Origin of the sequence: Pseudomonas sp. SWRI77, from assembly GCF_014269105.1 — a bacterium.
Taxonomy (GTDB): Bacteria; Pseudomonadota; Gammaproteobacteria; order Pseudomonadales; family Pseudomonadaceae; genus Aquipseudomonas; species Aquipseudomonas capeferrum.
In genome coordinates, this window is the sequence record NZ_JABWRV010000016.1 from 104,601 (window position 1) to 121,198 (window position 16,598).

At 64.5% G+C, this 16,598-nt stretch carries 17 protein-coding genes; 11 read left to right on the forward strand and 6 right to left on the reverse strand.

All coding sequences use genetic code 11. The annotated features are described in order from the left end of the window. The first annotated feature begins 28 nt into the window (after nt 1–28). On the forward strand, nt 29–934 hold the full coding sequence (locus HU766_RS16680) for a LysR family transcriptional regulator (RefSeq protein ID WP_186658894.1): 906 nt from the start codon (nt 29–31) through the stop codon (nt 932–934). A 103-nt stretch (nt 935–1,037) separates the two neighbouring features. Next, complete coding sequence (locus HU766_RS16685; protein WP_186658896.1) at nt 1,038–1,472, forward strand: cupin domain-containing protein; 435 nt, start codon at nt 1,038–1,040, stop codon at nt 1,470–1,472. Between the two features lie 34 nt (nt 1,473–1,506). On the opposite strand, the gene pcaG is transcribed toward HU766_RS16685, so the two are convergent. Both pcaG and pcaH read right to left on the reverse strand, forming a co-directional pair. After that, a complete protein-coding gene (pcaG, locus tag HU766_RS16690) occupies nt 1,507–2,112 on the reverse strand; it encodes a protocatechuate 3,4-dioxygenase subunit alpha (protein WP_033702952.1) in 606 nt (201 codons plus the stop codon). Between the two features lie 10 nt (nt 2,113–2,122). Then, nucleotides 2,123–2,842, reverse strand: coding sequence for a protocatechuate 3,4-dioxygenase subunit beta (gene pcaH / locus HU766_RS16695; protein WP_033702953.1), 720 nt, complete (start codon nt 2,840–2,842; stop codon nt 2,123–2,125). A 200-nt stretch (nt 2,843–3,042) separates the two neighbouring features. Here pcaH and HU766_RS16700 point away from each other — a divergent pair, with 200 nt between their 5' ends. Continuing rightward, nucleotides 3,043–3,930 carry a neutral zinc metallopeptidase gene (locus HU766_RS16700; RefSeq protein WP_186658899.1) on the forward strand — a complete coding sequence of 296 codons (888 nt, stop codon included), beginning with the start codon at nt 3,043–3,045 and terminating at the stop codon, nt 3,928–3,930. A gap of 183 nt (nt 3,931–4,113) precedes the next feature. Then, on the forward strand, nt 4,114–6,033 hold the full coding sequence (locus HU766_RS16705; protein ID WP_186658902.1) for a methyl-accepting chemotaxis protein: 1,920 nt from the start codon (nt 4,114–4,116) through the stop codon (nt 6,031–6,033). 99 nt (nt 6,034–6,132) lie between these two features. Here the strand turns inward: HU766_RS16705 and ggt are convergent, their stop codons facing one another. The 3 genes from ggt to HU766_RS16720 form a co-directional block, all read right to left on the reverse strand. Beyond that, a complete protein-coding gene (gene ggt / locus HU766_RS16710) occupies nt 6,133–7,800 on the reverse strand; it encodes a gamma-glutamyltransferase (RefSeq protein ID WP_186658906.1) in 1,668 nt (555 codons plus the stop codon). A 117-nt stretch (nt 7,801–7,917) separates the two neighbouring features. Next, nucleotides 7,918–8,814 carry a LysR family transcriptional regulator gene (locus HU766_RS16715; RefSeq protein WP_033702958.1) on the reverse strand — a complete coding sequence of 299 codons (897 nt, stop codon included), beginning with the start codon at nt 8,812–8,814 and terminating at the stop codon, nt 7,918–7,920. A gap of 91 nt (nt 8,815–8,905) precedes the next feature. Beyond that, complete coding sequence (locus HU766_RS16720) at nt 8,906–9,496, reverse strand: NAD(P)H-dependent oxidoreductase (protein WP_156311108.1); 591 nt, start codon at nt 9,494–9,496, stop codon at nt 8,906–8,908. Nucleotides 9,497–9,691: 195 nt separating this feature from the next. On the opposite strand from HU766_RS16720, the gene HU766_RS16725 reads away from it, so the two are divergent. Beyond that, complete coding sequence (locus HU766_RS16725) at nt 9,692–10,006, forward strand: putative quinol monooxygenase (RefSeq protein WP_033702960.1); 315 nt, start codon at nt 9,692–9,694, stop codon at nt 10,004–10,006. Here HU766_RS16725 and HU766_RS16730 read toward each other — a convergent pair. Next, nucleotides 9,996–10,760, reverse strand: coding sequence for a sulfite exporter TauE/SafE family protein (locus HU766_RS16730; protein ID WP_186658911.1), 765 nt, complete (start codon nt 10,758–10,760; stop codon nt 9,996–9,998). The genes HU766_RS16725 and HU766_RS16730 overlap by 11 nt on opposite strands. A 77-nt stretch (nt 10,761–10,837) precedes the next feature. On the opposite strand from HU766_RS16730, the gene HU766_RS16735 reads away from it, so the two are divergent. The 6 genes from HU766_RS16735 (at nt 10,838) to HU766_RS16760 (ending at nt 16,598) form a co-directional block, all read left to right on the forward strand. Continuing rightward, nucleotides 10,838–11,737, forward strand: a complete 900-nt coding sequence (locus HU766_RS16735; protein WP_156311105.1) for a LysR family transcriptional regulator — start codon at nt 10,838–10,840, stop codon at nt 11,735–11,737. A gap of 81 nt (nt 11,738–11,818) precedes the next feature. After that, nucleotides 11,819–12,424, forward strand: a complete 606-nt coding sequence (locus HU766_RS16740) for a CDP-alcohol phosphatidyltransferase family protein (protein WP_095064164.1) — start codon at nt 11,819–11,821, stop codon at nt 12,422–12,424. 29 nt (nt 12,425–12,453) lie between these two features. Next, nucleotides 12,454–14,211 (forward strand): bifunctional alpha/beta hydrolase/class I SAM-dependent methyltransferase, encoded by a 1,758-nt coding sequence (locus tag HU766_RS16745; protein ID WP_186658916.1) that lies wholly within the window; start codon nt 12,454–12,456, stop codon nt 14,209–14,211. Next, nucleotides 14,208–15,536, forward strand: a complete 1,329-nt coding sequence (locus HU766_RS16750; protein ID WP_186658919.1) for a phosphatase PAP2/dual specificity phosphatase family protein — start codon at nt 14,208–14,210, stop codon at nt 15,534–15,536. The genes HU766_RS16745 and HU766_RS16750 overlap by 4 nt, the downstream gene beginning before the upstream one ends. Then, on the forward strand, nt 15,533–15,964 hold the full coding sequence (locus HU766_RS16755; protein ID WP_186658927.1) for a hypothetical protein: 432 nt from the start codon (nt 15,533–15,535) through the stop codon (nt 15,962–15,964). The genes HU766_RS16750 and HU766_RS16755 overlap by 4 nt, the downstream gene beginning before the upstream one ends. Before the next feature lie 10 nt (nt 15,965–15,974). Next, complete coding sequence (locus tag HU766_RS16760) at nt 15,975–16,598, forward strand: lysophospholipid acyltransferase family protein (protein ID WP_033702968.1); 624 nt, start codon at nt 15,975–15,977, stop codon at nt 16,596–16,598.

Below are 16,598 nucleotides of genomic sequence, written 5' to 3' on the forward strand. Positions count from 1 at the left end.
AACGCACACTGCCAGGAGAGTTGCGCCGATGGACCAGTTCAGTGCCATGCACACCTTCCGCCGGGTCGTAGACCTCGGCAGCTTCAGCGCCGCCGCCAAGCAGGCCGGCGTCTCGCATACCGTGCTGTCACGCCAGGTGAAGCACCTCGAACGCCACCTCGGCACGCAGTTGCTCACCCGTACCACCCGCCGCCTGCACCTGACCGAAGCCGGTGCGCTGTTCTATCGCCATTGCGTGCAGATCCTCGAACAGATGCAGGCCATGACCCTTGAACTGTCCGAGCATCAGCAACAACCTGCCGGCACCTTGCGCCTGGGCGTTGCCACCGCCTTTGGCGAGCTGGAACTGGGGCGTTGGTTGCCAGATTTTGTCGAGCGCCATCCCCAGCTACAGATTGAGCTGCACTGCAGCGATCGCTTCGTTGACCTGCTGGAGGAGGAGATCGATGTGTGCCTGCGGGTCACCGACCACCTGCCTGACTCCAGCCTGGTGGCACGCCGTCTGGCCACCAGTGAAGTCCTGCTGGTGGCCGCACCGCGCTACCTGCAACGCCACGGTACGCCCGCCTCACCCGACGACCTGGCCGGCCACCCGTTGCTCGGCTACAGCCAGTTGCTGCACCCGCAACGCTTGCAGGTGGCCAACGACACGGGCGAGCAGCGTGAAATCCTGATGCCCCGGCGCTTGAGCGCCAACTCCCCCATGGCCCTGCGCACCGCCGCCATCGGCGCCCTGGGCATCGCCAGTTTCGACCGTTTCATCGTCGATGATGCGCTGCGCGACGGGCGCCTGGTGCAGGTGCTGAGCCATTGGCGGCAGCCGGCGCGCAGCCTGTTCGCGGTTTATCCACAGAGCCGTTACCTGGCGCCCAAGGTGCGTGCACTGCTGGATTACGTGCAGCACTACTATGTAACGCCCAGGTGGCAGGGCTGATTCGTGCTTTATCTGCACAAGTCTTGCGGAGTTGAGGCCGTATTTGTGCTCTTGATGATTCATTAACCTTCGCTGCACGTTACTTCAGCGAAGAGGACTCATCATGAAATCATTGCAGGCAGTCATCACCGGCATCGCGCTCAGCGCTGTGGCAATCCTCGCCCATGCAGCAGAACAAACCGTTTCGGTCCCTGACAACGCGGGCTTGAAGTGGCAGGACGTGCCCAACACCCACAGTGCCGTCAGCTACGCCAACGTCGAAGGCGATATCTTTGGCAAGGGGCCGTATTCGGCTTATGTGAAATTCAGAAAAGGCACCGACAACGGCCTGCACCAGCACAGCCAGACCTTGCCGACAGTGGTATTGAGCGGGACGTTCTACGCAGTGATCGATGGCAAGCGCACCGAGTACCCGGCCGGGGCCTACTACAAACTGCCCGCCGACCTGGTGCATGAAAGTGGCTGCACGGCGGCTGCCGATTGCCTGTTGTTCCAGTATCAGGCCGATGCCTTTGACCTGAAACCGGTCAAAGGTTGAGAGGCCGGGGCCGCCTTGCGGCCCCAAGCTTCACTCAGAAGTCGAAGAACACCGTCTCCCCTTCCCCCTGAATACGGATATCGAAACGATAGGCCGTCTTCCCATCCACTTCGCAACGCTTGGCAACCAACGTCTCACGGCGCTGCGGCTGCTCGATCAGGTTGAGCACCGGGCACTTGGCGTTGGCTTCGGCTTCATCGTCGAAATACAGGCGCGTGTGCAGGTGGATGTTGATGCCACGGGCAAACAGGCTGATGTTGATGTGCGGCGCCATCGGCACGCCAGCAGCATTGTTCACCACACCCGGCTTCACCGTTTGCACGGTCCATTCACCGGCATCGAAGGTGGTGGCGGTGCGGCCAAAGCTGTTGAAGGCGTTTTCCAGGTTGTATTGATCCTGGTACTGGCCGGCGGCATCGGCCTGCCACAGCTCCAGGAACGAATCGCGCACCAGGTGCCCGTTACCGTCATAGACCTGGCCGATCAACAGGATGTGTTCACCCGGTGCTTCTGGCTTGGCCAGGCGGTTCCAGATTTCCTGGTCGCGGGTCGGGTTGCCGGCCGCTTCCAGGGCCAGGCCGATGTGCACGTAGGGGCCGGCAGTCTGCGAAGGGGTTTCCGGCAGCAGTTCGATTGGCATGGCGGGGTCCTCAGCAGTTTTCGAAGTGGGTCTTGCGCTGGCCGCGCAGCACGATGTCGAAGCGGTACGCCAGGCAGTCCATCGGGTTGGCGTTGCTCATGTCGAGCTTGGCGATCAACTGCTGCACAGCCTCGGGGTTGGCGATCGACTTGACGATCGGGCACTTCGGGATCAGCGGGTCGCCCTCGAAGTACAGCTGGGTGATCAGCTTGGTGGCGATCGACGGGCCGCTGATGCCGAAGTGAATGTGCGCAGGGCGCCAGTCATTCGGGCCGTTGCGCCATGGGTACGGGCCGGGCTTGATGGTGCGGAAGCTGTAGTAGCCGTCGCGGTCGGTCAGGCAACGGCCAACGCCACCGAAGTTCGGGTCCAGCGGGGCCAGGTAGCGGTCGTTCTTGTGCCGGTAGCGGCCGCCGGCATTGGCCTGCCACATTTCTACCAAGGTGTTGGGCACCGGTTTGCCGTACTGGTCGACAACCCGGCCGGCAACGATGATGCGCTCACCGACTGGCAGGCCACCGTTGTTGAAGTTCAGCAGCAGGTCATGGTCGTGGGCACCGAAACCCAGGTGGGTGAAATCCGGGCCGGTGGTTTCGCTGATCGACTGCGGGATGCTGACCAGTGCCTGGCGCGGGGAGCGGGCAATGGACGTCTTGTAGTCGGGGGTCAGGGCTTTGGGGTGCCAGTTGCGATCACGGATCACGAAGCGGCTGGTGTCCTGGGCGGGCATGCCGTTTTCCTCTCTTGGTATTATCAAAACGCCTGTACGTGGCAGGCGGACTTGCAGTTTCGGATAACTCGCGTGGGATGAATACTGAAATCAGCCCCTCAATACATAACCATATGGTTATGGCTTAACACCTTTGGCTGACACCTTTCGCTGAGGTGAACTAGTCTTTGTCTTCTTGTTTCACGCTCCGGAGAGCATTCATGGAATGGCGAAAAGGCCGACGCAGCGACAACGTGGTCGATGCCCGAGGCGAAGGTGGCGGTGGTGGCGGCATGCGCTTTGGCGGCGGCAAGGGCCTGGGGCTGGGGGCGATCCTGCTGATCGTGGGCATTGGCTGGCTCACCGGGCAAGACCCGCTGCAGATCCTTGGCCAGCTCACCGGGCAAATGCAACAGCAACAGCAGGCCCCCAGTAGCGTGGGCACCAAGGCGCCGCCGGCCAATGACCAGCAGGCCGAATTCGTCGCCTCGGTGCTGGGTGACACCGAAGACACCTGGAAGGCGCTGTTCTCCGAGGCCGGCAAGCAGTACCGCGACCCCAAGCTGGTGCTATTCAACGGCCAGGTCAACTCTGCCTGCGGCTTCGCTTCGGCGGCGGTGGGCCCGTTCTACTGCCCGGCCGACCAGCGGGTGTACCTGGACATGTCGTTCTTCCGCGAGATGGAAACCCGCTTCGCCGCAGCGGGCGACTTCGCCCAGGCCTATGTCATCGCCCACGAAATCGGCCACCACGTGCAGACCCTGCTCGGCGTGTCGGCCAAGGTTGATGCGGCCCGCCGCAATGGGCAGCGCATGGAGGGCGACAACGGCTTGCTGGTACGCCAGGAACTGCAGGCCGATTGCCTGGCCGGGGTGTGGGCGTATCAGGCACAAAAGCGCCTGAACTGGCTGGAGCCAGGGGACGTCGAGGAAGCACTGAATGCGGCCAACGCCATTGGTGACGACCGCCTGCAGCAGAAAGGCCAGGGGCGCGTGGTGCCCGACTCTTTCACCCACGGCACCTCGGCGCAGCGCGTGCGCTGGTTCAAGGCTGGCTTTGCCGAGGGCGAAGTGAACAGCTGCGATACCTTCAGTGCACGTAACCTGTGACACCCTGCGGGGCTGCCTGGCAGCCCCCGCTTCAACCGGACGACCGGTTACAAATCTGCTGAAAAAGCGTTTCAGCTTCCAGCTTCATTGCCGATAACCCCTGCACGAATCAGCGGGCACCCAGAACAACAACGCCTTGCGATCGACGATCAAGAGAGCGAAAACAACTTCTGGAGTGCGTGCATGAACAGCTGGTTTGCCAACATCAGCGTCAACCTCAAACTCGGCCTGGGCTTCGGCCTGGTGCTGATCCTCACCGGCCTGCTGGCCCTGACTGGCTGGACCAGCCTCGGCAGCCTGATCGACCGCAGCAACTGGATGAGCGATATCAGCCAGCTCAACAAGGACCTGACTGACCTGCGCATTGCCCGCCTGCAGTACATGATTGCCAACGGCGACGATGCGGCGGCTGCCAACACCCTGGCCAAGCTGGATACCTTCAGCAACCAGCAGCAACGCCTGGTCGGCTCGTTCAAGAGCCCGGAGAACGTCAAACTGCTGCACGACCTTGGGCAGACCATCAGCCAGTACAAGGTGTCGCTGGGCACCATGCGCGCAGGCTACAACGCCACCCGCGCCGCCCGCGATGCCATGAATGTTTCTGCAGCCAAGGCCGACCAGGCCATGGATGCCCTCAGCCAGGACGTCATGGCACGCCTCGAAAGTGACAGCGTGCGCCTGGCCCAGTACCAGCTGATCAGCAAGACCCGCCAGCAACTGCTGCAGGTGCGCATCGACGTGCGCGGCTACATTGCCGATAACAGCGCGGCCAACGAGCAGGCTGCGCTGCGCCAGCTCGAAGCGGCGCTGGCCGAGGTCGACAACCTCAAGCGCCAGCTGCCCACTGCTGATGCCCGCCTGCAACAGTTCGAACAGTCGGTGCTGGCCTACCGTGACGCCGTGCGTCAGTTCCGCGATGCCCTCGCCGATATCACCAGCGCACGCGCAGAAATGACCGTCCAGGGCGCCGACATCGTCAAGACCAGCGACGCGCTGTACAAGATCCAGCTGGAGCGCCGCGACATCGAGAGTGCACAGGCCCGCAGCCTGCAGGCCATCGCGACCCTGCTGGCGTTGCTGGTAGGCGTACTGGCAGCGGTGCTCATCACCCGGCAGATCACCCGCCCGCTGCAGGAAACCTTGCAAGCGGTGGAACGCATCGCGGGCGGCGACCTGACACACGACCTGCGTGTCACCCGCCGTGATGAGCTGGGCGTGCTGCAACAGGGCATCGCCCGCATGGGCACCACCCTGCGCGAACTGATCAGCGGCATCCGCGACGGCGTCACCCAGATCGCCAGCGCCGCCGAAGAGCTGTCGGCCGTTACCGAACAGACCAGCGCAGGTGCCAACAGCCAGAAGGTCGAAACCGACCAAGTGGCCACCGCGATGCATGAAATGGCGGCAACCGTTCAGGAAGTCGCCCGCAACGCTGAGCAGGCCTCGCATGCCGCCACCGGTGCCGATGACGAAGCCCGTGCCGGCGACCGTGTGGTCGGTGAGGCAATCAGCCAGATCGAACGCCTGGCCGCAGAAGTGCACCGCTCCACTGAAGCCATGAGCCTGCTGCAGCAGGAAAGCCAGAAGATCGGCAGCGTCATGGACGTGATCAAGTCGGTGGCCGAACAGACCAACCTGCTGGCGCTGAACGCCGCGATCGAAGCCGCCCGTGCCGGCGAGGCGGGCCGCGGCTTTGCCGTGGTCGCCGACGAAGTGCGCGGCCTGGCGCAGCGTACGCAGAAGTCCACCGAAGAGATCGAAGAGCTGATCGCCAGCTTGCAGCACGGCACCCAGCAAGTGGCCACGGCCATGCAGGGTAGCCGGACCCTGACCGACAGCAGCGTCGAACTGGCACGCAAGGCCGGTGCCTCGCTGGAAAGCATCACCGGCACGGTGTCGAACATTCAGTCGATGAACCAGCAGATTGCGGCGGCGGCGGAAGAGCAGAGCGCGGTGGCGGAAGAAATCAGCCGGAGCATTCTGAATGTGCGGGATGTGTCTGAGCAGACCGCGGCGGCCAGTGACGAGACGGCGGCGTCCAGTGTTGAGCTGGCGCGGTTGGGGGGGCAGTTGCAGATGCTGGTGAGCCAGTTCCGTGTCTGATCTCTGAAGCGCATTCGCGGGGCAAGCCCGCTCCCACAACCTGAAAGTTTGTGGGAGCGGGCTTGCCCCGCGAAAGGACTCCCCGCCCGCTGGAAGCTATTACTTGACGACCATCCCCACCCCGCGCCCACGCGGGTCCGACGCCGTCTCAAGCTTCGCCCCGTTCACCCGAATGGCCTGGATATCGCCCATCTCCCAGCCTTGGTCTTCGAGCACGTAACCCATTTTCTTCAGGTCGTCCGCTACCGGCCCGGTCAGCGGCGCATAGCTGTCGAAATAAAGGGTGTCCTTGGGCAGCAACTGATGGTGCACGCGCTGTGCGGCCACCGCCTTCTCAAGTGGCATGCCGTAGTCGTACAGGTTGTTCATCACCTGGAAGATCGACGTGAAGATCCGCGAACCGCCCGGCGTGCCGATCACCAGCTCGACCTTGCCATCGCGGGTCATCAGGCTTGGGCTCATGGATGACAGCATGCGCTTGCCGGGCTCGATGGCGTTGGCATCACCGCCGACCACGCCAAAGGCATTGGCCGCCCCCGGTTTGGCGCTGAAGTCGTCCATCTCGTCATTGAGCAGGAAGCCGGCGCCCTTGACCACCACACCACTGCCGTAGTCGAGGTTGAGGGTGTAGGTGTTGCTGACCGCATTGCCCTGCTTGTCGACGATCGAGAAGTGCGTGGTCTGGTGCGGTTCCAGGCCCGGCTTGACGTCGTCGGTTGCCGAAATGGCCTTGGGGTTGACCTGCGCGGCGCGCTTGGCCAGGTAATCCTTGGCAATCAATTGATCCACCGGCACCTTGGTGAACGCCGGGTCACCCAGGTAGTCGGCGCGGTCGGCGAACACGCGCTTCTCGATCTCGGCCAGCAAGTGGATGTACTGCGCAGAGTTGTGCGCGACGCCTTTGAAGTCCGCCGCACGGTCTTCCTTGATACCCAGCAGCTGGGCCAGGGCCACACCGCCAGAGCTTGGCGGCGGCGCGGTGTAGACCACGTTGCCACGCCAGCTCAGGGCCATCGGCTCACGCCAGACGGCCTTGTAGTCCTTGAGGTCTTGCTTGGTGATCAGGCCTTTGTCCGCCTGCATCTGCGCCACCAGCAGGTCGGCGGTCTTGCCCTGGTAGAACTCGCTCACGCCCTTGTCGGCAATGCGTTCGAGGGTCTGGGCCATCTCGGGCTGCTTGAACAGCTCGCCCACCTTCATGGTGCCGAAATAGTCGTTGAAATTGGTCGCGGTCTTGAACAGGCCTTGGGCATCGTTGCGGTACTGGTATTGCTTTTCGGCGATCTTGAAGCCGTTTTTCGCATAACCGATGGCCGGGGTCAGCAACTCGCTCCAGGGCAGCTTGCCGAACTTCTGGTGCGCCTCCCACAACCCCATCACCGTGCCGGGCACGCCGGCGGCGCGCACGCCAACCAGGCTCAGGTTCTCGATCACTTCGCCCTTGTCGTCCAGGTACATGTTGCGGCTGGCGGCCTTGGGCGCCACTTCGCGGTAGTCGAGGAAGTAGGGTTTGCCGTCGACGAACAGGGTCATGAAGCCACCGCCGCCGATGTTACCGGCTTCAGGGTAGGTCACCGCCAGGGTGAACGCCGTTGCCACGGCGGCGTCCACGGCGTTGCCGCCTTTTTTCAGAATATCGGCGGCCACCTGTGCGCCATATTGATCAGGCGCGGCCACTGCGCCACCCTCAAGGGTGGCCGCAAAGGCCGAGGAACAGCTCAGGATAGCGGCTCCGAGGGCCATGGACTGGAACAGGACAATACGCATGACACTTCCTTGGTGTTGTTTTTGTTGATCAGTCAGTAAGGCCGAAGCGCGTCGACTGCGCAATCCAACGTAGGAAGTTTCGCCGCCTTTGGGCAGGATTTGTCGCGTTCAGGCAACTCAGCAGGCGTACATCGCCAGCTTGCGCTGGATGAAGTCGAGGAAGCACTGGATGCGCAGCGCCAGCTGGGTGTTGCGGTAATACACCGCATGGATCGGCTGACGGTACCCGTTGTTGGCATCGCCCAGCAGCACCTGCAGGCGGCCGCTGCGGATGTCTTCGTGGGTCATGAAGTGCGACAGGCTGACGATGCCCTCCCCGGCCAGGGCCAACTGGCGCAGGGTCTCGCCGCTGGAGGCGATCAGCGCAGGGCGGATCGCCCAGCGATCGCCCTGGGCATGGCGCAACGGCCAGTGGTTGAGCGACTCAGGCTGGCTGAACCCCAGCAGGCAGTGGTTGGCCAGGTCTTCGACGTGCTGCGGCGTGCCATGGCGTTCCAAGTAGGTAGGGCTGGCCAGCACCTGCACCGGGCTGCAGCCCAGGTTGCGGGCGTGCAGGCTGGAATCGGCCAGCTCACCGATGCGGATCGCCACATCGGTGCTTTGCTCCAGCAGGTCGATGATCAGGTCGTCGGTGTTGAGTTCCAGCTCGATGCCGGGGTACTGGCGGCGGAATTCGCCGATCCAGGGCAGGATGGCATGCAGCATGAACGGCGCAGCGGCGTTGATGCGCAGGCGCCCAGTGGCGGTCTGGCGGTTCATCGACAGGCGCTCTTCCATCTCGTCCATCTGTTCCAGAATCACCCGCGAGCGCGCCAGGAAGAAACGGCCTTCTTCGGTCAGGTCCATGCGCCGGGTGGTGCGGTTGACCAAGGTGGTGCCGAGTTTGGCCTCCAGGCGCGACAGGGTGCGGCTGACGGCGGACGGGGTCTGGCCCATCTGCTCGGCAGCGGCGGAGATCGAACCGCAGTCGATCACGGCGACGAATACCTGGAGTTCTTCGGATCGGGTTTTCACGCGCTTGGCCTTGGCTGGAGTGTGCGGTGATAGATAGCGGGTCAGTGGGGTCTGTGCAAGGTGGCTGCTGTGCAGCCCCTGTCACAGGCGCTTACGCAGCCTTGCCAAACACCTTGCCCAGGTGCGCTTCATAAGCGGCCAACGCCGCTGGTACATCCGGGCGCTTCATTACATCCACCGCCAGGAAGGTCGGCAACCCGGTCATGCCGAGGAACTGGTTGGCCTTGTGGAACGGGAAGTACACGGCGTCCACACCCTTGCCCTCGAAGAAATCGCCAGGGTTGTCGAACGCTTGCTGCGGGGCATTCCAGGTCAGCGACAGCATGTACTGCTTGCCCTGGATCAGGCCACCGCTGCCGTACTTCTGCGAAGCATCCGAGCGGGTCCGGCCGTCGCTGGCGTACAGGCTGCCGTGCCCTTCGGTGAAGACATCATCGATGTACTTCTTCACCGTCCACGGTGCGCCCATCCACCAACCGGGCATCTGGTAGACCACCACATCCGCCCAGAGGAACTTCTCGACCTCCTCCTGCACGTCGTAGCCACCGTCGATGAAGGTCTGGCGCACGTCGAAACCGGCACGGTCCAGATGAGCGAGCGCCGCTTCGTGCAGGGTCGCGTTGAGGCGGCCATCGGAGTGAGCGAACTGTTTACCGCCGTTGAGCAAAAGGATCTTTTTCATGCTGGCCTCGATGTGTCGATGTCGATCCGAGGCCTGATTGCCTTGATCGAGTCAAATGGGATGACCGGCAGATTAGGGAGTCGCTGGCCTGGGAAAAAGCAGGCATGAGGCAAAATACAATTGACTTGAAATCACGAATGACCAAGCCATTATTGCCTTAGAATCGTTTCATCATTCACCAGCGAGTAGCGATCCATGAGCGAGCAGTACGCTTTTATCCTCAAAGCCAAGACCCGCCCGGAAATGGCCGAAGCCTTCGAAACCCTATTCCGCGCCTATGTCGAACCAAGCCGCCAGGAGCCGGGCTGTATCGAGTACCACATGCTGCGCGACAAGGCCGACCCCAGCCTGTTCGTGTTCTACGAGGTGTGGGCAGACAAGGCGGCACTGGATGTGCACTCGGCCCTGCCGCACATGGCCGCGTTCTTCGAAAAGCGCATGGACTACCTGGAGCGCGAATTCGATGTCCAGTTGATCGACATGCTCAGCGCCGCCTCTGCTAACCGTTGAGCAGCAAATGGCCGCCGAGCACGGCCAGGCCGATGAAGAAGCAGCGTTTGAACAGCGCCGCGCTGATGCGCTGGCGCAACCACTGGCCCGCCAGCATGCCCACCAGCGCTGGCGCCAGCATCAGCAATGATGCACCCAGCGCCTGGCCGCCCAAAGCATCTTGCCCGGCCAGGCCCAGGGCCAATGCTACGGTCGAGACCGTGAACGCCAGGCCCAGCGCCTGGATCATCTCGTCACGGTTCAAACCCAGGCTTTGCAGGTACGGCACTGCCGGCATCACGAACACCCCGGTAGCGGCCGTTACCACGCCCGTCACCAGCCCGCAGATCGGCCCCAGCCACCACTCCCGCCTGTGCGCCACGCTCAGCCCCGGGCCAATCAGCCCATACACGGCATAGGCCACCAGCGCTGCGCCAAGCGCATGCACCGCCCAGGGGCCGCTGTTGATGCCCAACCAGGCGCTGCCGACCAGGGTGCCGACGAAGATCATCGCCAGCATTGGCCCCAGCCGCCGCAGCAGCGCCAGCAGATGGCCGCCGGCCGCCAGTTGCCAGAGGTTGGTGAGGGTCGAAGGTACGATCAACAAGGCGGCAGCCTGCGCGGGCGGCATAGCCAGCCCCAGCAGCCCCATGGCGATGGTCGGCAGCCCGAGGCCGATGACACCTTTGACGGTGCCTGCCAGCAGGAAGGTAATCACCACCAGCAAAGTCAATGCCGGGCCGAGGGTCTGATAGAACGCGATCAAGGTATTCATGCCGCCATGATGGCGTGCGGCTGGCTGGCTGAAAATCTGCCATATACTCAGCCAGACTATCGCCAGGACAGAGGCACATGCACTTCGACCTGATTGACCTCGCGCTTTTCCGGCACACCCTGGAGTGCGGCAACATCACTGCCGGCGCGCGCCGCAGCCACCTGTCGCTGCCCGCTGCCAGCGCCCGTATTCGCGCCATGGAAGCCTCCCTGGGTACACCGCTGCTCGCGCGTAATCGCCGTGGCGTACAGCCGACCCCAGCCGGCCAAGCGTTGCTGCAACATGCCCGGCTGATCGGGCAGCAGGTCGAGCGCCTGCAGTTCGACCTGGCTCACTATGCCCAGGGCCTGCAAGGCCAGGTACGGCTGCTGTGCAACACGGCGGCGCTGACCGAATACCTGCCCGAGTTGCTGGCCTGCTACCTTGCCGACCACCCCGCCGTCAGTGTCGATGTCCAGGAGCTGCCGAGCTTGCACATCGTGCAATCGATCACTCAGGGCATGGCGGACCTGGGGATCATCTCGAGCGCAGCGCCCAGTGAGCATCTGCAGACCCTGCCGTTTCGCGATGACCCACTGGTGCTGGTGACACCCCTTGAGCACCCCTTGGCGGCGCACCCTGCCCCGAGCTTCATCGACAGCCTCGCCCATGGCCATGTCGGGCTGGGGGCGGACAGCGCCTTGGCGTTGTACCTGGAGGAACAGGCACTGCGTGAGGGCAGGCGTATGCGCGTACGGGTGCGGGCCGATGGCTTCGATGGGGTGCTACGCATGGTCGCGGGCGGCGCGGGGGTGGGGGTGGTGCCACTGGCTTCGGTGAAGCGCTGGCAAGGGCTGTTGCCGCTGCACTGGGTGGCGCTGCACGAGGGCTGGGCCAATCGCCAGCTGCTGGTGTGTGCACGGGACTTCGCCGCATTGCCGGGGTATGCCGCGGGTTTGGTCAGGCGCTTGACCAGCCGGCCAAGCGCGGTTGTGTAGGCGCGCAAATCTGGCGACCGCGCTTGCCGCCAGGCGGGCTCTTTGCCCACAATCAGGCTGCACCAAGAAAAGGAGTTTCCAGTGCCATCGATCTACCAGCTCAAGCCCCGCTTCCAGGCCCTGCTCCGCCCCGGCGTGAAGCGCCTCCACGAGCGCGGCGTCACCGCCAATCAGGTCACCGTCGCCGCCGGCCTGGTGTCGGTCCTGCTGGGCCTGCTGCTGGCAGGCCTCAGCCACATCACTTGGCTGTTCATCCTGATCCCGGTGTGGATGCTGCTGCGCATGGCCCTCAATGCCGTCGACGGCATGCTTGCGCGCGAATTCGGCCAGCAATCCAGGCTCGGCGCCTACCTCAACGAACTGTGCGACGTGATCGCCGACGCCGCGCTGTACCTGCCCTTCGCCCTGTTGGCCGGCGTCTGGCCGAGCCTGGTGGTGCTGGTGGTACTGAGCGCCACGGTGAGTGAATACGCCGGGGTAATGGGCCCGCTGGCAGGCGCATCCAGGCGCTACGACGGGCCGATGGGCAAGAGCGACCGGGCATTTGCCTTCGGCGTGCTGGGCACCGCCGTAGCCTTCGGCCTGCTCGACGCCAACTGGCTGAACGGCCTCTTGCTGGTCATCTTCGCGCTCTCGCTCTATACCCTCTACAACCGGGTTCGCCGAGGGCTGGCCGAAGCCCGCTGAGCCCATCGCCCCGGACAAGGATTCTCGCCATGCGCCAAGCGCAATCGCTGCATTTCTCCACCCATGACGGTGTCGAGCTGCACTACCGTCATTGGCCCGCTACCCGCAACGAACACCAGCCACGCCGTGCCGTGGTGATGTTCCACCGTGGCCACGAACACGGTGGGCGCATGGCCCACCTGGCCGACGAACTGGACATGCCAGGCTACGACTTTTTCGCCTGGGACGCCCGCGGCCACGGCCAGTCGCCGGGTGCCCGCGGCGACAGCCCGGGGTTCGCCACCAGCGTGCGCGACGTGCAGACCTTCATCGAGCATCTGCAGACCGTGCATGGCATCGCCGAGCAGGACATGGTGGTGCTGGCGCAAAGCGTCGGCGCCGTACTGATCGCCACCTGGGCGCACGACTACGCGCCCAAGGTGCGCTGCCTGGTGCTGGCCTCGCCAGCGTTCAAGGTCAAGCTGTACGTGCCCTTCGCACGCCCTGGCCTGAAACTGCTCAAGGCCGTGCGCGGCAACTTCTTCGTCAACAGCTACGTCAAGCCGCGCCTGCTCACCCACGACCCCGAGCGGGTCATGTCGTATGTGGCCGACCCGCTGATCAGCCGGCCGATTTCGGTGACCATGCTGTTGGGCCTGTACGACGCGGCCGACCGCGTAGTGGCGGACGCCCAGGCGATCCAGGTGCCGACCCAGCTGCTGGTCTCGGGTGCCGACCTGGTGGTCGAGCGCAAACCGCAGGTGCGCTTCTTCGAGCGCCTGGGCAGCGCGCGCAAGGAAATGCACACCCTCCCAGGCTTCTTCCACGACACCCTCGGTGAGCGCGACCGCGCCCATGCACTCAGGCGTATCGAGCGTTTCGTCGGGCATTGCTTCGACAGCCCTGTGCAGGCCCCTTCGCTGCTCGATGCCGACAAGGTCGGCGCCAGCTGCGCAGAGGCCGAGAGCCTGGCCGCGCCCTTGCCGCGCAACTCGCCGCGCGACCTCTACTGGCGTGCCACCCGAGCCGGCCTGCGCCTGGGTCAAGGGCTGGCCGAAGGCGTGAAGCTGGGGTTCGACACCGGCTTCGACTCCGGCAGCACCCTCGACTACATCTACCGCAACCAGGCCACAGGCAAAGGCAAGCTGGGCCGCATGATCGACCGCAACTACCTCGACGCCATTGGCTGGCGCGGCATACGCCAGCGCAAAGTGCACGTCGAAGCGCTGCTGCGCGAGGCCATCACCCGCCTGCGCGCGCAGCAACGGCCGGTGCATATCGTCGACATCGCTGCCGGCCATGGTCGCTACATCCTCGAAGCCCTGCAGGACCTCGAACAACTGCCAGACTCGATCCTGCTGCGCGACTACAGCGAGCTGAACGTGCAACAAGGCAGCGCATTGATCGCCGAAAAAGGCCTGGCCGAGGTGGCCCGCTTCGTCCAGGGCGATGCCTTCGACCGCGCCAGCCTCGCGGCGCTGCCGCCAGGCCCTACGCTGGCGGTGGTATCCGGCCTGTACGAACTGTTCCCCAGCAACACCCAGGTAGGCAACTCTCTCGCTGGCCTGGCCGATGCCGTCGAAGAGGGCGGTTACCTGGTCTACACCGGCCAGCCCTGGCACCCGCAACTGGAAATGATCGCCCGCGCCCTGACCAGCCACCGCGGCGGCGAAGCGTGGGTAATGCGCCGGCGCAGCCAGGCAGAGATGGACCAACTGGTCGAGGCGGCGGGCTTTCGCAAGCTGGCCCAGCGCATCGACGAATGGGGCATCTTCAGCGTCAGCCTGGCGCAACGGGTGCGTGAATGAACCCAGCGCGTGAGCCCGGGCTGATTCGCCGTGGCCTGCTCTGGCTCCTGCTGCTGGGGCCGTTCTTCTTCCTCAGCTATGGGCTGGTGAACACCCACACCGCCGGGCGCAGTGATGTCGGCAGCCTGGTGTTCGGCTGGGAACAGCACATGCCGCTGTGGCCGTGGACGATCATCCCGTACTGGTCGATCGACCTGCTGTATGGCTTGTCGTTCCTGCTGCCGCGCACCCGCCGGGAGATGGACCGGCATGCCCTGGCGTTGCTCACGGCACAGGTGATCAGCGTGAGCTGCTTCTTGCTCTGGCCGCTGCGCTTCACCTTCGAACGGCCCGAGATAGGTGGGCTGTATGGCGGGTTGTTCGATGTGCTGATGGGCTTCGACAAGCCTTACAACCAGGCGCCATCGCTGCATATCGCCTTGCTGGTGATCATCTGGGCGATGTTCGCCCGGCACGTGCACCGCCAGCCCTGGCGCTGGGCCATGCACAGCTGGATGGCACTGATCGGCGTGTCGGTGCTGACCACCTGGCAGCATCATTTCATCGACGTGCCCACCGGCGCGTTGGCGGGGTTTGTCTGCCTGTGGCTATGGCCGCGCCAAGGGCTGTTGCCGTGGCAGCAGGCGCGGCTGGCGCGCGATCGCACACGCTGGCGGCTGGCGCTCTACTACGGTTTGGGGGCGTTGCTGTGCGCGCTGGCGGTGTTCACGGCAGGTGGCGCATGGCTGTGGTTGGCATGGCCTGGCGTGGCGCTGCTGCTGGTGGCGCTGAACTACAGCGTGTTCGGTGCCGGCGGTTTTCAGAAAGATACGCAGGGGCGCTTGTCGGCTGCTGCCTCCTGGCTGATGGCGCCCTACCTGATCGGGGCGTGGATCAACTCGCGGCTATGGACCTGGCGCCGTCCGCAGCCAGACGCGGTATGTGACGGTGTATTCCTGGGGCGGCTACCTGGGCGTGGCGAAGGTGGGCAGTTCGCTGCCATCGTCGACCTTTGCGCAGAGCTGCCGCGCCGTTCGGCCGGCACTGGCCCCTTCGCGCAGCAGGGCTATCGAGCGCTCGCCACCCTGGACCTGATCGCCCCCGACAGCACCCTGCTGCACGACGCCGCCGCCGCCATCGAGCAACTGCGCCCTCAAGGCCCCTTGCTGGTCTGCTGCGCCTTGGGTTACTCGCGCAGCGCCAGCGCCGTGGCGGCGTGGCTACTGCTCACTGGCCGCTGCCCCGACGCAGAGCAAGCCGAGCAGCGGGTTCGCCAGGCCCGCCCTGGCGTGGTCTTGCACCCCGCCCATCGGCAGGTGCTGCAACGGCTAGGCGCACAGCGATGAGCCTGCACCTGATCGCCAGCCTGCTGGCCCGTGGCCGTCAGCTGGAGCACCTGTCGGACGGCATCACCCTGTTGGCCCTGGGCTATGGCCTGGCCCCCTTGCTGGGCGCACAACTGCCTGCCCTGGCCAGCCTGTTCTGCGCCGTGTTGCTGGTGCTGGGTGTGCTGCACAAGTACTGGGCCATCCGCGTCGCGCTGGACGCCGAGCTGTTCGCCCGCCTCGCCAGCAGCCCTGACCTGCCCGCCGACACCCAGGCCCTGGACCGCGCCCTGTTCGACCTCAACCTCAAACCGCATACCACCGACAGCCGCGACTGGCCCGCCCGCAGCCACGCCGCGCTGGCCCTGCTGCGCCGTCAGGCCGCGTGCCTGGGCCTGCAACTGTCGCTGACCTTGGCTACCCTGCTGACACTGCCTTTTACCGGATGACTACCGCCCCATGCTTGCGACCCTGACCGCCTTCGTCATCACCTCCGCCGCCCGGCTGATCACCGGTGCCCGTGCCCTGTGGCTCGGCTGCACGCCGTTGCCGGTGCAACGCCTGTATTTCGCCAACCACAGCAGCCACGGCGACTTCGTGCTGCTGTGGGCGTCGCTGCCAGAACCCCTGCGCAAGCGCACCCGCCCAGTGGCCGGAGCCGACTACTGGGCAAAGCCCGGCATCCGCGATTTTCTCATCCGCAAAGTCTTCAACGGCATATTGATCGAGCGACAGCGCACAGAAGGCCAAGGCAGCCCCCTGCAGCCAATACTCGAAGCGGTGGCCCAAGGCGACTCGTTGATCTTCTTCCCGGAGGGCACCCGCAACCTTGGCGACGAACCGCTCATGCCGTTCAGAAGCGGGCTGTTCCACCTGGCCGCAGCCAACCCCGAGGTCGAGCTGGTGCCCGTGTGGATCGCCAACCTCAACCGGGTCATGCCCAAGGGCCGCGCCCTGCCATTGCCGCTGCTGTGCACATTGAGCTTCGGCGAACCCCTGAACCTGCACGCTGATGAAAGCAAGCAGGCCTTTCTGCAGCGGGCCAGCCAGGCCCTGCTGAACCTGGCGCCGAAGGATGCCTGA

Excerpts from the sequence above, each read along its gene's own strand:
- HU766_RS16680 (WP_186658894.1), top strand. The coding sequence starts at position 29 with ATGGACCAGTTCAGTGCCATGCACACCTTCCGCCGGGTCGTAGACCTC.
- HU766_RS16685 (WP_186658896.1), top strand. The coding sequence starts at position 1,038 with ATGAAATCATTGCAGGCAGTCATCACCGGCATCGCGCTCAGCGCTGTG.
- pcaG (WP_033702952.1), bottom strand. The coding sequence starts at position 2,112 with ATGCCAATCGAACTGCTGCCGGAAACCCCTTCGCAGACTGCCGGCCCC.
- pcaH (WP_033702953.1), bottom strand. The coding sequence starts at position 2,842 with ATGCCCGCCCAGGACACCAGCCGCTTCGTGATCCGTGATCGCAACTGG.
- HU766_RS16700 (WP_186658899.1), top strand. The coding sequence starts at position 3,043 with ATGGAATGGCGAAAAGGCCGACGCAGCGACAACGTGGTCGATGCCCGA.
- HU766_RS16705 (WP_186658902.1), top strand. The coding sequence starts at position 4,114 with ATGAACAGCTGGTTTGCCAACATCAGCGTCAACCTCAAACTCGGCCTG.
- ggt (WP_186658906.1), bottom strand. The coding sequence starts at position 7,800 with ATGCGTATTGTCCTGTTCCAGTCCATGGCCCTCGGAGCCGCTATCCTG.
- HU766_RS16720 (WP_156311108.1), bottom strand. The coding sequence starts at position 9,496 with ATGAAAAAGATCCTTTTGCTCAACGGCGGTAAACAGTTCGCTCACTCC.
- HU766_RS16725 (WP_033702960.1), top strand. The coding sequence starts at position 9,692 with ATGAGCGAGCAGTACGCTTTTATCCTCAAAGCCAAGACCCGCCCGGAA.
- HU766_RS16730 (WP_186658911.1), bottom strand. The coding sequence starts at position 10,760 with ATGAATACCTTGATCGCGTTCTATCAGACCCTCGGCCCGGCATTGACT.
- HU766_RS16735 (WP_156311105.1), top strand. The coding sequence starts at position 10,838 with ATGCACTTCGACCTGATTGACCTCGCGCTTTTCCGGCACACCCTGGAG.
- HU766_RS16745 (WP_186658916.1), top strand. The coding sequence starts at position 12,454 with ATGCGCCAAGCGCAATCGCTGCATTTCTCCACCCATGACGGTGTCGAG.
- HU766_RS16750 (WP_186658919.1), top strand. The coding sequence starts at position 14,208 with ATGAACCCAGCGCGTGAGCCCGGGCTGATTCGCCGTGGCCTGCTCTGG.
- HU766_RS16755 (WP_186658927.1), top strand. The coding sequence starts at position 15,533 with ATGAGCCTGCACCTGATCGCCAGCCTGCTGGCCCGTGGCCGTCAGCTG.
- HU766_RS16760 (WP_033702968.1), top strand. The coding sequence starts at position 15,975 with ATGCTTGCGACCCTGACCGCCTTCGTCATCACCTCCGCCGCCCGGCTG.